The sequence below is a fragment of the Microbacterium sp. 1262 genome, from assembly GCF_040544895.1.
Taxonomy (GTDB): domain Bacteria; phylum Actinomycetota; class Actinomycetes; order Actinomycetales; family Microbacteriaceae; genus Microbacterium; species Microbacterium plantarum.
The window spans coordinates 1,903,647-1,921,470 of the sequence record NZ_JBEPKU010000001.1; the positions used below are offsets into that span (position 1 = coordinate 1,903,647).

The following is a 17,824-nucleotide window of genomic DNA, read 5'->3' on the forward strand; positions in this document are numbered from 1 at the left end:
GCGCACGGGCCGCACACCGGGCGGAGCGACTCAGCGGGCGAGCGGGACCTCGATGAGCTGACGTCCGCCGACCGGCGAGGTGAGCACCTGGTCGAGCGCGGAGCGCGTCGTCACGCGGCGGTACTCCCACCCGTAGGCGAGCGCGAGCTGCTCGAGCCGCGCCTCATGCGGCGTGAAGAGCACCCGGTCGGCGGCCTCCGGCGGTGCGGTGCCGGCGACCTCGAGCCCGTCGAAGATGGTGCCCCCGCCGTCGTTGCCGACGATGACCTGGATCCGGGGTTCGTCCTCGGTGCCGGGAAGCAGCAGCGCGCCGACGTCGTGCAGCAGAGACAGGTCGCCGGTGAGCACGCGGGTCACGCCCGCCCGTGCGTCGTCCTGGCTCGCGACCGCGATACCCATTCCGGTGGCGACGATGCCGTCGATGCCCGCGAGCCCCCGATTGGCGTGCACGGGCACTTTCTTGCCACCGAGCACCGTGTCGGCCACGCGAACGAGCCTCGACGAGGCGAACAGCAGACGATCGTGCGGCCAGCTCGCCCGCCAGACGGCGTCGACGAGCGACTCACGGTCGAGCGGAGCCTTGAGAACGGCCATCTCCGCCGAGATCGCGCCGAGTCGCTCCTGCGGCACCGCCGACGCGAGCCCGTCGACATCGGGCGCCGCGGGGCTCAGGTCGACGGCCTCCTCACGCGATGCGCGCATCCAGGCGCCGAGCCAGGCCCGGTCCGCCTCTCCGGGCTGAACGGACACCGCGGCGACCGCTGTCGTCGTTCCGTTGAGATTCAGGTCCTCTCCTGGGCCGCGCACGGCCCAGACCTCGACCTCCGGTCGCGAAAGCAATGCGGCCACCTCGCGGCTGAGCGTCGGGTGCCCGAACACGACGACCCGTTCCACGGCGTCGGCGAGATCGGGGCGGGAGAGCACCGCACGGTAACCGTGGACGAGGTTGCGCCCGAACCGCGCACCGCTGACGATCTCGGCGACGAGCGGCCAGCCTCCCGCGTGAGCGAGATCCTCCGCCGCCGGACCGGCATCCGCGCCCGCGACGACGAGCGTGTTCGGCCCGCGGGTGAGCTCCACCGGCTCGAGGGGCATCGGGGGTTCGGCTTGGCCGATGCCCCCACCGCCCTGATAGTGCGCGCCCGACACTGTGGCGTCGACTGTTTCGCCCGGCTCGGCGCCGCGGGCGGCCGGGGCGGGCGCGGGCTCGGCGTCCGCGTCGATGAGCCACGGCGGGAGGCCGCCCGACAACGGGTTCCGATACGGCAGGTTCAGGTGCACGGGGCCGGCCGGCCGCGATCGGTCGCCGAGCGCCGCGGTGAGCGCGTCGGCGGCCAGGACGGCGATCTCCGCCGACTGCGCCCCGGTGGGGGCGTCGTCGATGTCCTGCGGCGTCACGGCGTCGACCTCGAGCCGGACGAAGCGCGAGAACATCCCGGGCTGATGCGTCGCCTGATTGGCCCCGATGCCGCGCAGCTCCGGCGGCCGGTCGGCGGTCAGCAGCAGCATCGGCACGCCGGAGTGGTGCGCCTCGAGAACGGCAGGCATCAGGTTGGCGACCGCCGTTCCCGACGTGCATACGACAGCCGCCGGCATCCGGGTGTCACGTCCGATACCGAGCGCGGTGAACCCGGCGACCCGCTCGTCGATGCGGACGTGCAGACGGATGAGGCCCCGCCGCTCCAATTCCGCCGCCACGAGCGCGAGCGCCTGGGAGCGCGATCCCGGGCTCAGGACCACGTGGCGCACTCCCCCGGCGACGAGAGCACCGAGCAGTGCAGCGGCGGCGTCGGTCGCCGGCGCCCGATCCGCCGGCGTCGGAGCGTGTTCGGCGCCGTTCATCTCAGGCGCGCGGGCCGCGTGAGCCGGCCGGGCCTTCGGCATCGTCATCGCTCGACGACGAGGAAGCGGGCGGAACGTCGCGAGGGTCGTCGGCCTCGGCGTCGAGGGCCGCCAGCTCCTCCTCGAGACGGCGGATGCGCTCGTCCTGGTCTCGCACCGACCCGAGGCTGCCGAGGAAGTCGGGGTCGTCGTCCGGGGCTCGGCGGACGGGAGCGCTCGCGCGGCGGGCGCGTCCGACGACGAACCAGAGGATGCCGCCCAGCACGGGCAGCAGGACCACGATGAGGATCCAGACCGGCTTGCTGACGCCGCGGTGACGGGTCGCGTCCTGCAGCGCGCAGTCGACGATGCTGTACACCCAGAAGGCGAGTGCCAGCAGCACACCGATGAGCAGGAGCCGCGCCATCCCCCCATCCTAGGCGTCCGGCGACACCCTCGGCCCGGACGTAGAATGGCCGGATGAATGCCCGCTCGGCCGTCGTCTACTCGGTGCTGCGGCTCCTCGCCTTCCTGGTCCCGTTCGGCATCATGATGCTGTTCCCCATCATGCGCGAGTACTACTGGCTCTCAGCGATCTTCGCCGCCCTCATCGGCTTGAGCCTGTCGATGATCTTCCTGCGCCGGCCGCTCGACGATGTCGCCTCGGGCCTCGCCGAACGACGCACGCGCCGCCGCTCCGGCGCCCAGACCGATGCCGAGGCCGAAGACGCCGCGTCCTGACCTCAGATCTTCCGGGCCTCAGCCGACGAAGGCCCAGAACAGGAACGCGCCGTACGCGACGGACGTCAACGAGGTCAGCGCGAGGGCGACGACCAGTTCACGCGGCTGGCGGTACGTCCAGACGATGAGGATCGCCGACAGAGCCGGCAGCAGCGCGAAGAGGCTCAGCCAGGCGATCGGATAGACCAGGGCGAGCAGCACGGCGATCGCGAACGACGCCAGGACGAACAGGGTGAAGACGATGCGCGTCGCCGTCCGGCCGATCAGGACCGTCAGGGTGCGCTTGCCTGCGATGCGGTCCTGGTCGATGTCGCGCAGGTTGTTCGCCAGGAGCACGGCGCACGCGAGGAGCCCAGCGCCCACCGCGCCGAACCAGCTCTCCTGGGGAACGAATCCGGCCTGGACGAAGGTCGTGCCGACGGTTGCGACAATGCCGAAGAAGACGAAGACGAAGAGCTCGCCGAGACCCGCGTAGCCGTACGGGCGCTTGCCACCCGTGTAGAACCACGCCGCGACGACGCAGGCGGCCCCGACCAGCAGCATCCACCAGTGCCCCGTCCGCACGACGATCGCGATGCCGGCGACGGCGGCGATACCGAAGAACCCGAGGGCGACGATGAGCACCGTTCGGGGCTTCGCCAGCTTGCCGCCGGTGAGTCGCGCGGGACCCACGCGCACATCGTCCGTGCCCCGGATGCCGTCGCTGTAGTCGTTGGCGTAGTTGACGCCGATCTGCAGTGCGACCGCGACCACGAGGCAGCACAGCGCGATGACCCAGTGCAGGTCGCGGTCGACGAGCATCGCCGCCCCCGTGCCGATGAGAACCGGGGTGATCGCGAGCGGCAGGGTGCGCAGCCGCGCCGCGCCGATCCAGTCGCGAGCCGTCGCCTTCCGCGGCGGCGGAGCCGAGACGAGGCCGCGCTTGGCGGGGTTACCGCCGCGCGGCGCGGGACGAGACGACTTCGGGGAGCGAGACGAGCGAGCCACGAGGGATCATCCTAGATCGCGAGCATGCGACGCAACGCCGCACGGTCGGGTTTTCCGCTCGCGAGCACCGGCATGTGCTCGACCGGGACGACCCGTGCGGGGCGCGCCGGCTTGCCGAGCCGGTCGCCGACCGTGTCCCGGATCTCGGACAGCAGAGCCGACTCGTCGGCACCGATCTCGGCGAGCGCTGCGATCTCGACGACGACGGCGGACGCCTGCCCCCATCGCTCGTCGGCCGTCGCGACGACGACGGCCGACGCGAGTCCGGGTCGCTCCCGGACGACGGCCTCGACGCGGTCGAGCGAGACGTTGACGCCACCCGAGATGATGACGTTGTCGACGCGCCCGGTCACCCGCAGCACGTTCTCGTCGAACTCCCCCGCGTCGCCGGTGCGGTACCAGCGCACACCGTCGTCCACGATGAAGGATGCCGCCGTGCGGTCGGGCTCGCCGAGGTAGCCGTCGGCGAGCATGGGGCCCGAGAGCTGCACCTCGCCGGACACGATCCGCACCCCTACCCCGTCGAGCGGGACGCCGTCGTAGACGCATCCGCCACTCGTCTCCGTCGAGCCGTAGGTGCGCACGATGCGCGCCCCCAACCGCGTGGCGCGCTCGCGCTGCGACGCCGGGAGCGCCTGCCCGCCCACCAGGATCGCCTCGTAGGCCCGCAGGGCGTCGGCGACGGCGGCATTCGTCTCGGCCGCATCGAGCAGATCGGCCAGCTGGGCGGGTACCAGCGAGGTGAACGTCGCCGCACGCTGCCCGCCGACGCTCGAGTGCGTCGACGCGGTGACCGCGGCGAAGGCGGCGGGCGAGAACGACCCCGTGAGGACGGCCGGCTGGTGCCCCGCGAGGAGGCTGCGCACCATCACCTGCAGCCCCGCCACGTACCCGGGCGACAGGGCGAGGAGCCAGCGCCCTTCGCCGATGCGGGCCGCGGTCGACGCGGCGCTGGCGATGAGGGCCGAACGGCTGAGCACGACGCTCTTGGGCACCCCCGTCGACCCCGACGTCGTGACGACGGCGACGGTTCCCGGCGGCGCCTGCGCCGGAGCGCTCGTGCCGGCGGGCGCGCCGAGGGCGAGCGCCGGCCCGGCACCGTCGAGGGTCTGCCGAAGGGCCCGGAGCACCGCGCGGGGCTCCGACGCGACCGGGACGAGGTCGACCGCCATGTCAGAGGCGAGCCATCTCAGAAGTGGTAGGGGTAGGGCGACCAGTCGGGGTCGCGCTTCTGCAGGAAGGCGTCACGCCCCTCGACGGCCTCGTCGGTGCCGTAGGCGAGCCGCGTCGCCTCGCCCGCGAACACCTGCTGGCCGACCATTCCGTCGTCGATCGCATTGAAGGCGAACTTCAGCATGCGGATCGCGGTGGGCGACTTGCCGAGGATCGTGCGGGCCATCGCGATCGCCTCGCGCTCGAGCTCGGCGTGCGGAACGACACGATTGACCGCGCCCATCTCGTAGGCGCGCTGCGCGGAGTACTCCTCCGCGAGGAAGAACACCTCGCGGGCGATCTTCTGGCCGACCTGCCGCGCCATGTACGCCGAGCCGTACCCGGCGTCGAACGACCCGACATCCGCGTCGGTCTGCTTGAACCGGCCGTGCTCGGCCGAGGCGATCGAGAGGTCGCACACGATGTGCAGGGAGTGCCCGCCGCCCGCAGCCCAACCCGGAATGACGGCGATGACGACCTTCGGCATGAACCGGATGAGGCGCTGCACCTCGAGGATGTGCAGGCGCCCGGCCCGGGCCGGATCGGCGACCGCGCTCTCGTCATCGCTGTACTTGTAGCCGTCGCGGCCACGGATGCGCTGGTCACCGCCCGAGCAGAACGCCCAGCCGCCGTCCTTCGCGCTCGGACCGTTGCCGGTGAGCAGCACGACGCCGATGCGCGGGTCCTGGCGCGCGATGTCGAGCGCGCGGTACAGCTCGTCGACCGTGTGCGGGCGGAAGGCGTTGCGCACCTCGGGACGGTCGAACGCGATGCGCGCGATGCGCCCGTCGGTCGAGATGTGAGCGGTGATGTCGGTGTAGGCGTCCGCCCCGGGGGCGAGCGACCATTCCGCGGGATCGAACAGTTCCGAGACCATGCCGCCAGCCTATGCCGCGGTGGGAGGATGAACGCGTGGACCCCGCCCTGCCCCTCCCCTCCCTGGCCGAGCTGCTCGACCGATCGCACGTCGTGGCGCTGCCGCTGACGACGCGTTTCCGCGGCGTCGACGTGCGAGAGGCGCTGCTGCTCGAGGGGCCGGAGGGCTGGACGGAGTTCTCGCCGTTCACCGAGTACGACGACGGTGAGGCCGCGACCTGGCTGGCCGCCGCGCTCGAGTTCGGCTGGACCGCGATGCCCGCGCAGGTCCGCGAGCGCGTCGCCGTGAACGCCACCGTGCCGGCCGTCGCGGCCGAGCGCGTCGCCGAGGTGCTCTCGCGGTACGACGGATGCCGCACGGTCAAGGTCAAGGTCGCGGAGCGCGGCCAGGTGCTCGCCGACGACGTCGCCCGCGTGCGGGCGGTCCGCGAGGCGCTCGGCCCCGAGGGACGTGTACGGATCGACGCGAACGGCGTGTGGAACCTCGACGAGGCCGAGCACGCGCTCCACGCCCTGGCGGAGTACGACCTGGAGTACGTCGAGCAGCCGTGCGCGAGCGTCGAGGAGCTCGCCGAGTTGCGCCGCCGTGTGCGTTACATGGGAATTCCCATCGCCGCCGACGAGAGCGTCCGCAAGGCCGACGACCCGCTCGCGGTGGCGCGAGCCGGTGCCGCCGATCTGCTCGTCATCAAGGCGCAGCCGCTCGGCGGCGTCCGGCGTGCGCTCGCTCTGGTGGCAGAGGCGGGTCTACCCGCGGTGGTCTCGAGCGCCCTCGACACGAGCGTCGGCCTGTCGATGGGGGTCACCCTGGCGGCGGCCCTGCCCGACCTCGACTTCGACTGCGGCCTGGGAACGGCCTCCCTCTTCGTCGACGACGTCGCGACCCCCGCCCTGCGTCCGCTCTCGGGTGAGCTCGCGACCGGACGGGTCACGGTCGACCGGGATGCCGTCGCCGCGCTCGCCCCGCCCGCGGAGCGGCAGCGGTGGTGGCGCGAGCGGCTCGAGCGCTGCCACGCGGTGCTCGCACAGGCGCGCTGAGCGCAGGTCGCTCGGGCCTCAGGCGTCGAGGAGCGCGGTCGCGAGCTGCCCGATGCGCTCGTGCAGCAGCCGCGTCGTCTCGGGTTCGCCGAGCCCTTCGACCGCCGCCCGCTCGCACGTTGCATCGGAGAGGTCGACCATGAGCTGCGCGACCTCCGAGACCGGCAGCCGGAACCGCAGCTCGTAGACCTTCCGGATGTCGTCGACGATCACCCGGACCCGTTCGACGATGCCGTCCTGCAGGCGAAGGTACGCCTCGGCCATCCTCTCGTCGCGCAGAGCCTGCGTGCGCAGCTCGGACACCAGCCGGGGCTCCATGCCGGCGAGCGAGACGCCAACGACCTGGGGGACGAGCGAGGACGGGTCGGGCGCCGCGGTGCGGTCGAGGGCGCGCACGCGGTCGGCGACCAGGTCGAGCTTCTCGCTGGAGGACCGCTCGACCAGGGCGAGGAAGAGCTCGCCCTTGGAGTCGAAGTTCGAGTAGAAGGCGCCGCGCGAGAATCCGGCGCGGTCGCAGACGGCCTCGACCGACGCGGCATCCAGCCCCACCTCGGCGAACACCTCGGCGGCGGCGTCCAGCAGCCGGGCGCGCGTGTTCTCGCGACTGCGGGTGGCCGGGCGGGCCTCGGCATCCATGGTGCTCCTCGTGTTTCACACCGATCGTCCAGCCTGATCGATGGGTGATCAACCTAGGATACATTGGTGTATCGGATACAGCGCTGTATCGAACAACCATGACGATCGATCAGACCTGGAGCGCCCGTGTCCACACTCCTGTTCACCCTCGGACGCTGGTCGTTCCGTCACCCCTGGCGGGTCCTCGTCTCGTGGCTGCTGATCCTCGTCATCGCCGGCGGCGGAGCGGCGCTGCTGAACAAGGGCACCGACAACTCCTTCTCGATCCCGGGGACCGAGGCGCAGGAGGGGCTGGAGTTGCTGAACCGCACGTTCCCCCAGGCGAGCGGCACGAGCGCGCAGCTCGTCGTCGTCGCCCCCGAGGGAGACAGCGTGCGCGACGAGCCGTTCGCCGGCGAGATCGCCGACACCGTGACCGCGTTCGGCGACCTGGGTGATGACGTCCTCGCCGTGACCGATCCGTTCGACCAGACGGTCTCCGGCCTGGTCTCGGAGGACGACCGGGCCGCGATCGTCCGCGTGCAGTTCGACGGCGAGGCGACCTCGGTCAGCGCAGAGACGAAGGACGCGCTCACCTCGGTGGCCGACCGGATGCGGGCGGACCTACCCGACGGCACGCAGATCGCGCTGGGCGGTGACCTGTTCTCGACCTCGATCCCGGCGCTGTCGATCGTCGAGGTGATCGGTGTGCTGGTGGCACTGTTCGTCCTCATCGTCACGTTCCGCTCATTCGCCGTCTCGTGGTTCCCGCTCGTCAGCGCTCTCATCGGGGTCGCGCTCGCGACGGCGATGATCTTCGTGGCGACGCAGTTCGCCTCGGTGTCGTCGACGACCCCGCTGCTGTCGGTCATGCTCGGCCTCGCCGTCGGCATCGACTACTCGCTCTTCATCGCCGCCCGACATCAGGACCAGGTGCGTGCGGGCATGGACCCGGAGGAGTCCGCCGCCCGTTCGACCGGAACCGCGGGATCGTCCGTCGCGTTCGCGGGCATCACGGTGCTCATCGCACTGATCGGGCTCAGCTTCGCCGGCATCCCCTTCCTCACGACGATGGGCATCGCTGCAGCCGTTGCCGTCGCGATTGCCGTCGTCGTCGCCGTCACCCTCACTCCCGCGCTCCTCGGTTTCGCCGGAGCTCGTGTCGCCGGTTGGCCCCGCCGAGCGAAGCGGTCGCGGAAGCGACCGGCCGCGCCCCGTCGATCGTTCTCGGAGCGCTGGGTGCGCGGCGTCACGCGGCATCCGCTCGTCACCACGATCGCGGTCATCGCGGGTCTCGGCGTCGTCGCGATCCCGTCAGCGAGCCTGACCCTTGCCCTCCCCAACGCGGGGGTGCAGCCGCCCTCGAGCGAGGCCCGGCAGGCGTACGACCTCACCGCCGAGCACTTCGGTCCCGGCGCGAACGGTCCGCTGATCATGACCGGGACGATCGTCACCTCGAACGATCCGCTGACCCTGATGCAGGACATCGGCGATGACATCGCCACCATTCCCGGGGTGAAGGAGGTCGCGCTCGCCACCCCCAACGAGACCGCCGACACCGGGCTCGTGCAGATCGTGCCCGAGACCGCACCCGACTCCCCCGAGACGGCCGACCTCGTGCGCGAGTTGCGGGCACAGCACGACCGCCTGCTCGACGAGTACGGTGTCGACCTCAAGGTCACCGGGTTCACCGCCGTGGGTATCGACATCTCCGATCGGCTCGGCGAAGCCCTGCTGCCCTTCGGTGTCTTCGTCGTCGGGCTCTCGCTCATCCTGCTGACGATCGTGTTCCGATCGATCTGGGTGCCGATCAAGGCCGCGCTCGGATATCTGCTGTCGGTGCTCGCCGCCTTCGGCGTCGTCGCCGCCGTCTTCGAGTGGGGCTGGTTCGCCGACCTGCTGCACGTCACCCGCGAGGGGCCCGTGATCAGCTTCATGCCGATCATCCTCATGGGCGTCCTGTTCGGCCTCGCGATGGACTACGAGGTCTTCCTCGTCTCGCGGATGCGCGAGGACTACGTCCACGCCCGCCGCGACCGGGGCGGCCGCGCGGATCGCCTCACCGCCGTCGGGGCGGTCCGCTCCGGTTTCACCTCGTCGGCGCGCGTCGTCACGGCCGCGGCGGTGATCATGTTCGCCGTCTTCGCCGCGTTCGTCCCCGAGGGCGACTCGTCGATCAAGCCGATCGCACTGGGGCTCGCCGTCGGCATCGCCGTCGACGCATTCCTCATCCGCATGACGCTCGTGCCGGCCGTCATGGCGCTGCTCGGTGAGAAGGCGTGGTGGATGCCGCGCTGGCTCGACCGCGTCCTCCCCCACTTCGACATCGAGGGCGAGGCCGTCGAGCGCGAGCTCTCGCTGCGCGAGTGGCCGGAGCGCAACACCTCCGCCGCCCTGGTCGGAGAGGATGTCGCCGTCCACGCCGACGACGACGGCCACGCGGCGGTCTTCTCCGACGCGACCTTCCGGGTCGAGCCCGGCGAGTCGCTCGTCGTCTCCCACCCCGATCCGCGCGTCGGCCGCGCCTTCGCCCTCGCCGTCTCCGGGCGGCTCCGCGTCGACGGGGGGCTGCTCCGCGTCGGCGGGCACCTGCTGCCCGAGCGGGCGCCGTGGGTCCGCTCGCACGTCGGCCTCGCGCTGCTCGACGACACGACCGACCCGGTGGCCGAGCTGCGTCGCGCCACCTCGGGCGGAGCGACGATCGTCGTGGTCGACGGACTCGACGCCCTCGCCGGCGCTGACCGCGATCAGGCCGCCGCGGTGCTCCGCGATGCGGCATCCGACCTCGACGAACGCCACGCGGGGGCCGGTGCCCTCACCGTCGTGGCGATCGTCCGGCGCGAGCTCGGCGTGCTCGACATCCTCGCTGAGGCCCATCGCCCGGCGCCCCACACCCTCCCCCTGCACGGCGGTGCATCCGCGACATCCGCGTCCGAACCGTCGCACCCGAACACCGAGGTGATCCCGTCATGACCCTGTTCATCGAGCGCGCCCGCTCGCGCAAGCCCGTCACCTGGCTCACGATCGTGGGCGTCATCCTGCTGCCCGTCCTCATCGGCGGCGTCTTGGTCGCAGCGCTCTACAACCCCGTCGAGCGCCTCGACAACATGCGGGCGGCGATCGTCAACGACGACCAGGCGGTCGAGGTCAACGGTCAGCTCGCGCCCCTCGGCCGGCAGCTGACCGCCGGTCTGGTCGCCGGGTCGGACGAGGTCCCGAGCAACCTGGACTGGGTCATCTCGAACGACGAGGACGCCCGGGCCGGGCTCGCCGACGGCACCTACGACGCCGTCGTCACGATCCCGAGCGGCTTCTCGGCCGCGGCCACCTCGACCGCCCCGGGCGGCACGCCCGAGAAGGCCACCATCCGGGTCGACACCGCCCCGGACAGCCTCGTCGTCGACGACGCCATCACGGCGCAGATCACACAGGCGGCCACCTCGCTCATGGGCTCGCAGCTCTCGACGGTCTATCTCGAGAACGTGTTCCTCGGCTTCACGACGCTGGGAGATCAGCTCGGAGATGCCGCCTCGGGCGCCCGACAGCTCGCCGACGGCGGGCGGCAGGCAGCCGACGGCGCCACGCAGCTCGCCGACGGTGCGGGCCAGTTGGCCAGCGGTGCGGGCACCCTCTCGGACGGGGTCGGCCAGCTCGCGACCGGTGCCTCGCAGCTCTCCGACGGGGCCGCGGCGACCCAGACGGGCCTGACGACCTGGGCGCAGGGCGCGCGCACCCTCGCCGGCGGAACCAACGAGTTCGCGACCCAGCTGTCGCAGTCGCTGAGCGGGCTGAGCGTTCCCGAGATCCCCGCCGAGGCCGTTGCCGGAGCGCAATACCTCGCCGAGAACTCCGACCGCATCGCGACCGGCGTGACGCAGGCCGCCGACGAGCTCGCGGCCGTCGCGGCGAGCTGCGAGGCCGACGGTGGATCGGCGCAGGTCTGCGACGCCCTTCGCACCGTCTCCGCGCGCACGCAGAGCGCCCTGCCCGAGGTCACCGGTGTGATCGGTCAGTCCGGGCAGATCGCCGGACAGGTCTCGGGACTGGCGGCCTCTGCGCCCGAGCTGATCTCCGGTCTGCAGCAGGCCGCCGGTGCGGCGACGCAGCTCGCGAACGGCATGACCGAGCTCGCCGACGGTGCGGACGCTCTCGCGGCCGGAGGCGGCCAGCTGGCCTCCGGTGCCTCGGCCCTCGCCGCAGGTGCCGGATCGGCCGCCGACGGCGCCTCACAGCTCTCGTCCGGCGCCGTCGAACTGGCCGGCGGCGCGACCGACCTCGCCACCGGCGTTGGAACCGTCGCCGACGGCACGGGCACCCTCGCCGACGGCCTCGACACCGCGACGGCGGCGCTGCCGTCGTATACCGACCAGCAGGCGACCGACCTCGCGAGCGTCGTGGCCGCCCCCGTCGAGGCAGAGGGTCTCGGGTCCGACCTGTTCGGCGCCTCGGCCATCCCGCTGCTCACGGGCCTCGCCCTGTGGCTCGGCGCGATCGGATCCTTCGTCGCGCTGCAGGCCGTCCCCCGCGGCGCGCTGACCTCACGTCGCCCGTCGTTCCTGCTGACGCTGCGGGCCTTCGCCCCCGCCGCGGTGGTCGGGCTCGTGCAGGGCGTCCTGGTCGCGGTGGTCGTGCAGCTCGCGGCCTCGTACGACCCGTGGACGTGGGCCGCGTTCGCCGGACTCTCCGCCCTGGCGGGTGTCGCCTTCGCCGCCGTCAACCAGGCCCTCGTCGCGCTGCTCGGCGGAGCGGGCCGATGGGTCGCGGCCGGTGTCGCCGTGCTGGCGGTGGCCACGGGAGTCGTCTCGACCGTGCCCGGAGTGCTGTCGCAGATCGCGGGGCTGCTGCCGACGGCATCCGCCTACCAGGGCCTGCTCGCGGTGCTCACCTCGGCCGGAGGTGCCGGAGCCGCGGTTGCGGGGCTGCTCGTGTGGACGGCGATCTCACTCGTGGTCACGGTCATCGTCACGGCCCGGGCGCGCACGACCTCGGTGCGCGACGTGCTGCACCCCGCCGCCGTCTGACACGCGTTCGCCCCGCCTTCTCGTGAGGCGGGGCGGAGCGAGTGAGTTGGCAGTTCACGCCCCCTCCCGCGACGGGAATGGGCGCCTGCTGCCAACCGAGCCGACGCCGCGCACCACAGGCGACGCCCAGTTGGCCGTTCACGCCCCCTCCAGCGACGAGAACGGGCAGCTACTGCCAACCGAAGCGACGCCGCGCACCACGGGCGACTCCCAGCTGGCAGTTCACGCCCCCACGCGCGACGGGAATGGGCACATGCTGCCAACCGAAGGCGACTCCCAGCACCCCGGCAAGGTTCAATTGGCAGATCACGCCCTCTCCCGCGACGAGAATGGGCGCCTGCTGCCAACCGAGCCGACGCCGCGCACCACAGGCGACTCCCAGTTGGCAGTTCGCGCCCCCTCCCGCGACGGGAATGGGCGCATGCTGCCAACCGAGGCGACGCCCCGCACCCCGGCAAGGTTGAGTGGGCAGTTCACGCCCCCTCCAGCGACGAGAATGGGCGCCTCCTGCCAACCGAGGCGACGCCCCGCACCCCGGCGAGGGGTCAGCTCAGGCCGCTGTAGGCGTGCAGACCCTTGAAGAACTGGTTGACGATGATGAAGTTGAACAGCACCGCTGAGAAGCCGACGATCGACAGCCAGGCGCTGCGGTTTCCGCGCCAACCGCGCGTCGCGCGAGCGTGGATGTAGCCGGCGTAGAGCACCCAGATGACGAAGGTCCACACTTCCTTCGTGTCGAAGCCCCAGTACCGGCCCCACGCGTCGTTGGCCCAGATCGAGCCGGCGATGAGGGTGAAGGTCCAGAAGATGAAGCCGATGATGGCGAAGCGGTAGGCGAGCGACTCGAGGGCGTCGGCGCTCGGCAGCGTACGCAGGAACCGCGCACCGTCGCGCTGCGGAGCGGATCCCGCGGATGCCGCATCCCCAGCCTCGGCGCTGACCCGAGCGATCGCGCGTGCCTCGCGTCGCGCCTGCATGAGCTGCACGATCGACAGGGCGAACGCGAGCGCGAAGAACGCCGACGCCAGCGAGGCAACGAAGACGTGGATGACGAGCCAGATCGACTTCAGCGGGTCGGCGAGCGGCACCACCGCGACGTAGAAGTTGAGGACCGAGCCGCCGAGCAACACGACCGCGAGCCCCGTGATGAAGGTACCGAGGAACCGGAGGTCGTACCGGAAGAGCACGACGAGGTAGACCATCACCACGAGGAGCAGCCCGGTGAGGGCGAACTCGTACATGTTCGACCACGGCACACGCTCGGCGGCGATGCCCCGCAGCACGGTCGCGCCGAGGTGGAAGAGGAACCCGATCCAGGTCAGGGTCGTTCCCATGCGCGCCCACAGCAGGCGCGGGCGGTCGGCGGGGCGGGCGTTGAGCGCGAGCTCGGCCTGAGCCTCCGCGGCGCGGATCTCGCCGATCGTCTGCGCACCGCCTGCGGCGACGAGGGCGGGAGCCGCCGCCGCGGCGGGGACGGAGTCTTTCGTCTTCAGCGCGAGGTCGGAACGACGAGCCAGATCGATCGCGTAGGCGATGAAGGCGAGCGCGTAGACAGCCACCGCTGTCCAGACGAGCAGGACCGAGACGGCATCCAGCGACAGGTCTTCGGGCATGATCCTCAGTTTACGTCGGGCGCTTGCGCGCGGGCGGGGCGGGGACGGCGCGGACGCTCGGCCTCGGGCGGCAGCTCGACCTCATCGCGCCCGAGGGCGGCGAGGTGACTGCGGGAGATGTCGGCGACCGCCTGCGCGATCGCGGGGTCCTCGCCGCGGGCGAGGCCGGCGTACTCCAGGCGGATCGCTCCGTCTACCGGGGTCGCCTTGACCCACAGGCGCCGCCGCGGCACGAAGAGCCCCGCGAGCAGGCCGAGGGTGGCGAGGATCGCGAAGACGAGCACGAACGGCGCCCCCACGTCGCGGTGGATCGACAGCGAGACGTAGCGCTTGACCGCCTCCTGAGCGCCGGATGCGCGCTGGTCCTCGAAGGTCACGGTGCCACGACCGCCCGGGAGGTCGACGGTCTGACCGGGTTCGAGCTCGAGCGACGCGGCCTCCGCGTCGCCGCCGGCGATCTGCTCCATGCCGGTCGGGTCGAGCGTGTAGACCGAGCGGGGCGTCCCGTCGTCGATGCCGAGGTCGCCCTCGTAGACACGGAAGGTCACGAGCGGGTTGGTGAGGTCGCCGTAGGCGGAGGCGATGGCCCCCGTCTCGAGCGTCGCCGCCGTCGGGTAGAAGAAGCCGGCGAATCCGAGCTGCTTCGGCATCCCGTCGGCGATCTTGACGACGCCGATCGAGGTCATGTTGTTGTCCTGCGGCAGGAACGGCACGTCCTCGCTGAACACGACCTCGCCGGCGGCGTCGCGGACGGTGATCGTGGGGGCGTAGCCGTTGCCCATCAGATAGACGCGGTCACCCTCAATCCCGTAGGGGTGGTTGACACGCACCTCCCCGTCGCGCGGCTCCTGCCCGGGCTCGGTCACCGTGAGGTGGGCGAGGAAGTCTCCGGCCATCCCGTGACCCGGTCCCCCGCTGAACGGGCCGTACGTCACGTCGAACTTGTCGAGGGTCAGCGAGTACGGCGGCATCTGCTCGGTGTCGACGAAGCGGCCCGGGTTGAACGAGGTGTACCCGAGACCGAGCGAGTTGACGAATGTGTCACCCTCGACGATGACGGTCTGACCCGTGTACGTCAGCCCGCCGCCGATGCCGACCGAGATCAGCACGCCCACGAGCGCACCGTGGAAGACGAGGTTGCCCGTCTCGCGCAGATAGCCCCGCTCGGCCGAGACGGATGCGACCTGGCCCGAGTCGTACCGCTCGACGCGGTAACCCGACTTGCGCAGCTGTCGCTGAGCCTCGTCGACGGCCGCCGACGCCGCGGCCGCGGCATCCTCGTCGTCGCGCAGGGCGACTCCGACCGTGCGGTGATCGGCCAGCCGTGACAGGCGCACGGGGGTGCGGGGCGGGCGCGACTTCATGGCCTGCCAGTGGTGCTTCGTTCGCGGGATGACGCACCCGACGAGCGAGACGAACAACAGGATGTAGATCGCCGAGAACCACACCGAGGTGTAGACGTCGAACATCTGCAGCGCATCGAGGATGGGGTACAGATCGGGGTTGTCGGTGCGCCACTGGGTGACGCCGTTGGGGTCGGCGCTGCGCTGCGGCACGATCGACCCCGGGATGGCCGCGATCGCGAGCAGGAGCAGCAGGACCAGCGCCGTGCGCATGCTCGTCAGCTGCCGCCAGCCCCACCGCAGCCACCCGACGAAGCCGAGCTGGGGCTGGGTGATCTCGCGGTCGCCGTCGGCGGGTTCGGCCGCGGGAGCGGCGTCGGAGTGGTCGCCCGGTCGCAGCGGCGCCGAGGGATCGGCCTGGTCAGAGGAAGGTCGGGACACCGGCCACCACTCCTTGGAAGACGGACATGATCGTGGTCCAGACGCCGGTGACCATCAGCAGGCCGAGGACGACGAGCAGCGCTCCCCCGGCGATGTTCACGACGCGGATGTGGCGGCGCACGAAGGCCACCGAGCGAGTGGCCCAGCTCGCGCCCAGCGCCAGCAGGACGAAGGGGATGCCGAGCCCCAGCGAGTACGCCACGGCGAGAACCCCCGCGCGGGTCGGGTCGGCTTGGCTGAGGGCGATCGAGAGGATCGCGGCGAGGGTCGGACCGATGCAGGGCGCCCAGCCGATGCCCATCGCGATGCCGAGCAACGGCGCTCCGGCGAGGCCGAGGTTCTGCCGCAGCTGCGGCCGGTAGATCCGCTGCGCGAAGCCGAACATGCCGACGAACACGAGCCCCAGGACGATCACGACGGCGCCGAGGACACGCGTGATGACCTCCTGGTACTCGAAGAATGCGCGGCCGATCGTGCCCGCGAAGACGCCCATCGCGAGGAAGACGACCGTGAACCCCGCGATGAACAGCCCGACACCGAGCAGGAGGCGTCCGCGGCCCGGCGCGGACGTCGGAGAATCCGTCGAAACGCGGACCGATCCGGCGGCATCCTCCGAGCTTCCCGACATTTTCCGAGCTTCACCGCGGCTGGCGACCCGCTCAGCGGGCTCGCGCGGCGTGACCGCGCTGCCGAGGAAGCCCAGGTAGCCGGGGACGAGCGGCAGCACGCACGGCGACAGGAACGACACCAGTCCCGCGAGCACGGCGATCGGCACCGCGAGCCACAGGGCTCCGCCGAAGACGATCTCGCCCGGGTTCACGACGATCCCGCGCCGGCGCCCGCCTTCGCGGCGTCCTCGACGAGGGTGCGGAGGATGCCGGCATCCCGCAGCTGGCCGACGATGCGGGCCGCTACGCGCCCTTCGGTGTCGAGCACGAGCGTCGTCGGCGCCGCCTGGACAGACGCGGATGCCGCGAGCGCGAGCTTCAGCTCGCTGTCGCCCTGCATGAGGAGCGAGGGGTAGCTGATGCCGTAGTTCCGCTCGAAGGCCGACGCCTGCTCGGGACCGTCGTAGATGTTGACGCCGAGGAACTCCGCGCCGACCTCCTGCGTATCGGTGTAGACCTCTTCGAGCAGCGGCGCTTCGGCGCGGCACGGGCCGCACTGCGCGTACCAGAAGTTGAGGACGAGCGGCTTGCCGGCGTAGTCCGCGCTCGAGATCGTCGAGCCGTCGACGGCCGTGCCGCTGAACGCGATCGGAGCGCCGCGCTCGGCCTCGGGGATCTCGGTGGTCGTGCCATCGCCCGAGATGAACCCCTTGTTGTCGCCGTCGCGGTACTGCCCGGCGAGGTCGTCGTTGGGGCTCGAGCAGGCGGCGAGGCCCGCCGCGAGTCCGAGTGCGAGGACGGCGGCCACGAGGCGGCGCTTCATCAGACTGCTCCTACATCGACGGCGCCCGCGGTCGATGCGGGCTCGGCGTACGCGACCTCGCGCCACGCGGCGCGCTCTCCCCCGTCAGAGAGCTCGAAGCTCGTGACGCTCGAGAGCGCGCATCGGCGCCGACGCGGGTCGTGGCGCAGCGGCTCGCCGGCGATCGCGAGGTGGGTGATCCAGATCGGCAGCTGGTGCGAGACGATCACGGCATCGCCCGAATCGGTCGAGTGCCACAGGTCGCGCATGGCCGCATCCATGCGCGCGACGATCTCGAGGTAGGGCTCGCCCCAGCTCGGAGTCGCCGGCGTGCGCAGGTGCCACCAGTTCCAGGGATTGACGAGGGCGTTGCGCATGCGCCGACCCTCGAAGACGTTGTGCGGCTCGATGACTCGTTCGTCGATGACAGGATCGAGGCCGAAGAGCTCGGTGAAGGGCTCGGACGACTCGCGCGTGCGCTGCAGCGGCGACGACATCAGGGCGGTGACCGGGCGGTCGAGCGACGCGACGTGCTCGGCGGCCGAACGGGCCATGCGCCGTCCGTCCTCGCTCAGTCCGAAGTGCGGCAGCCGTCCGTAGAGCACGCGCTGGGGGTTGTGAACCTCACCGTGGCGCACGAGATGGAGACGGGCTGCGGGCACGGTCTCCAGTCTACGGCGGCAGCTCCTATGCGGACCCTGAGCGC

Annotated in this window: 15 protein-coding genes; 4 read left to right on the forward strand and 11 right to left on the reverse strand. The window is 71.6% G+C overall.

All coding sequences use genetic code 11. The features are described from left to right. Nucleotides 1–30: 30 nt before the first annotated feature. Nucleotides 31–1,842: a 2-succinyl-5-enolpyruvyl-6-hydroxy-3-cyclohexene-1-carboxylic-acid synthase gene (gene menD / locus ABIC53_RS09110; protein WP_354451209.1), complete on the reverse strand. Its 1,812-nt coding sequence runs from the start codon at nucleotides 1,840–1,842 to the stop codon at nucleotides 31–33. 1 nt (nucleotide 1,843) lies between these two features. Beyond that, on the reverse strand, nucleotides 1,844–2,248 hold the full coding sequence (locus ABIC53_RS09115) for a PLD nuclease N-terminal domain-containing protein (RefSeq protein WP_274178470.1): 405 nt from the start codon (nucleotides 2,246–2,248) through the stop codon (nucleotides 1,844–1,846). A gap of 53 nt (nucleotides 2,249–2,301) precedes the next feature. Between ABIC53_RS09115 and ABIC53_RS09120 the strand changes: the two genes are divergently transcribed. After that, complete coding sequence (locus ABIC53_RS09120) at nucleotides 2,302–2,562, forward strand: DUF4229 domain-containing protein (protein WP_112616729.1); 261 nt, start codon at nucleotides 2,302–2,304, stop codon at nucleotides 2,560–2,562. 18 nt (nucleotides 2,563–2,580) lie between these two features. Here ABIC53_RS09120 and ABIC53_RS09125 read toward each other — a convergent pair whose 3' ends face one another. The 3 genes from ABIC53_RS09125 to ABIC53_RS09135 are packed head-to-tail and all read right to left on the reverse strand — an operon-like array spanning nucleotide 2,581 to nucleotide 5,638. Beyond that, nucleotides 2,581–3,549, reverse strand: a complete 969-nt coding sequence (locus tag ABIC53_RS09125; RefSeq protein WP_354451212.1) for a 1,4-dihydroxy-2-naphthoate polyprenyltransferase — start codon at nucleotides 3,547–3,549, stop codon at nucleotides 2,581–2,583. Between the two features lie 11 nt (nucleotides 3,550–3,560). After that, a complete protein-coding gene (locus ABIC53_RS09130) occupies nucleotides 3,561–4,721 on the reverse strand; it encodes an AMP-binding protein (RefSeq protein ID WP_354451214.1) in 1,161 nt (386 codons plus the stop codon). A 17-nt stretch (nucleotides 4,722–4,738) separates the two neighbouring features. Beyond that, nucleotides 4,739–5,638, reverse strand: coding sequence for a 1,4-dihydroxy-2-naphthoyl-CoA synthase (locus ABIC53_RS09135; RefSeq protein WP_274178468.1), 900 nt, complete (start codon nucleotides 5,636–5,638; stop codon nucleotides 4,739–4,741). A gap of 47 nt (nucleotides 5,639–5,685) precedes the next feature. Here ABIC53_RS09135 and ABIC53_RS09140 point away from each other — a divergent pair, with 47 nt between their 5' ends. Next, the gene (locus tag ABIC53_RS09140) at nucleotides 5,686–6,675 is read left to right on the forward strand and encodes an o-succinylbenzoate synthase (RefSeq protein WP_354452203.1); all 990 of its coding nucleotides are present in this window, start codon (nucleotides 5,686–5,688) and stop codon (nucleotides 6,673–6,675) included. A gap of 18 nt (nucleotides 6,676–6,693) precedes the next feature. On the opposite strand, the gene ABIC53_RS09145 is transcribed toward ABIC53_RS09140, so the two are convergent. Further along, on the reverse strand, nucleotides 6,694–7,311 hold the full coding sequence (locus ABIC53_RS09145) for a TetR/AcrR family transcriptional regulator (RefSeq protein ID WP_282502148.1): 618 nt from the start codon (nucleotides 7,309–7,311) through the stop codon (nucleotides 6,694–6,696). 126 nt (nucleotides 7,312–7,437) lie between these two features. Between ABIC53_RS09145 and ABIC53_RS09150 the strand changes: the two genes are divergently transcribed. Then, entirely contained in the window at nucleotides 7,438–10,263 is a 2,826-nt protein-coding gene (locus tag ABIC53_RS09150; protein ID WP_274178466.1) for an MMPL family transporter, read from the forward strand. Then, complete coding sequence (locus ABIC53_RS09155; protein WP_354451217.1) at nucleotides 10,260–12,311, forward strand: YhgE/Pip family protein; 2,052 nt, start codon at nucleotides 10,260–10,262, stop codon at nucleotides 12,309–12,311. Before ABIC53_RS09150 ends, ABIC53_RS09155 begins: the two co-directional genes overlap by 4 nt. Nucleotides 12,312–12,856: 545 nt before the next feature. On the opposite strand, the gene ccsB is transcribed toward ABIC53_RS09155, so the two are convergent. From ccsB to ABIC53_RS09180, 5 genes are read right to left on the reverse strand one after another with little or no spacing between them, the layout of a single operon-like run. After that, a complete protein-coding gene (gene ccsB, locus ABIC53_RS09160; RefSeq protein ID WP_354451219.1) occupies nucleotides 12,857–13,924 on the reverse strand; it encodes a c-type cytochrome biogenesis protein CcsB in 1,068 nt (355 codons plus the stop codon). A gap of 5 nt (nucleotides 13,925–13,929) precedes the next feature. Beyond that, nucleotides 13,930–15,708: a cytochrome c biogenesis protein ResB gene (gene resB, locus ABIC53_RS09165; protein ID WP_354451221.1), complete on the reverse strand. Its 1,779-nt coding sequence runs from the start codon at nucleotides 15,706–15,708 to the stop codon at nucleotides 13,930–13,932. Next, a complete protein-coding gene (locus ABIC53_RS09170; RefSeq protein ID WP_114588157.1) occupies nucleotides 15,689–16,528 on the reverse strand; it encodes a cytochrome c biogenesis CcdA family protein in 840 nt (279 codons plus the stop codon). The genes resB and ABIC53_RS09170 overlap by 20 nt, the downstream gene beginning before the upstream one ends. Continuing rightward, nucleotides 16,525–17,139, reverse strand: coding sequence for a TlpA family protein disulfide reductase (locus ABIC53_RS09175; protein WP_112616711.1), 615 nt, complete (start codon nucleotides 17,137–17,139; stop codon nucleotides 16,525–16,527). Before ABIC53_RS09175 ends, ABIC53_RS09170 begins: the two co-directional genes overlap by 4 nt. Next, complete coding sequence (locus ABIC53_RS09180; RefSeq protein WP_112616709.1) at nucleotides 17,139–17,780, reverse strand: histidine phosphatase family protein; 642 nt, start codon at nucleotides 17,778–17,780, stop codon at nucleotides 17,139–17,141. The genes ABIC53_RS09175 and ABIC53_RS09180 overlap by 1 nt, the downstream gene beginning before the upstream one ends. Nucleotides 17,781–17,824 lie beyond the last annotated feature (44 nt).

What these genes read in the sequence shown, in the direction of transcription:
- ABIC53_RS09130 (WP_354451214.1), bottom strand. Translation starts at nt 4,721, where the DNA reads ATGGCGGTCGACCTCGTCCCGGTCGCGTCGGAGCCCCGCGCGGTGCTC.
- menD (WP_354451209.1), bottom strand. Translation starts at nt 1,842, where the DNA reads ATGAACGGCGCCGAACACGCTCCGACGCCGGCGGATCGGGCGCCGGCG.
- ABIC53_RS09135 (WP_274178468.1), bottom strand. Translation starts at nt 5,638, where the DNA reads ATGGTCTCGGAACTGTTCGATCCCGCGGAATGGTCGCTCGCCCCCGGG.
- ABIC53_RS09175 (WP_112616711.1), bottom strand. Translation starts at nt 17,139, where the DNA reads ATGAAGCGCCGCCTCGTGGCCGCCGTCCTCGCACTCGGACTCGCGGCG.
- ABIC53_RS09115 (WP_274178470.1), bottom strand. Translation starts at nt 2,248, where the DNA reads ATGGCGCGGCTCCTGCTCATCGGTGTGCTGCTGGCACTCGCCTTCTGG.
- ABIC53_RS09155 (WP_354451217.1), top strand. Translation starts at nt 10,260, where the DNA reads ATGACCCTGTTCATCGAGCGCGCCCGCTCGCGCAAGCCCGTCACCTGG.
- ABIC53_RS09145 (WP_282502148.1), bottom strand. Translation starts at nt 7,311, where the DNA reads ATGGATGCCGAGGCCCGCCCGGCCACCCGCAGTCGCGAGAACACGCGC.
- ccsB (WP_354451219.1), bottom strand. Translation starts at nt 13,924, where the DNA reads ATGCCCGAAGACCTGTCGCTGGATGCCGTCTCGGTCCTGCTCGTCTGG.
- ABIC53_RS09120 (WP_112616729.1), top strand. Translation starts at nt 2,302, where the DNA reads ATGAATGCCCGCTCGGCCGTCGTCTACTCGGTGCTGCGGCTCCTCGCC.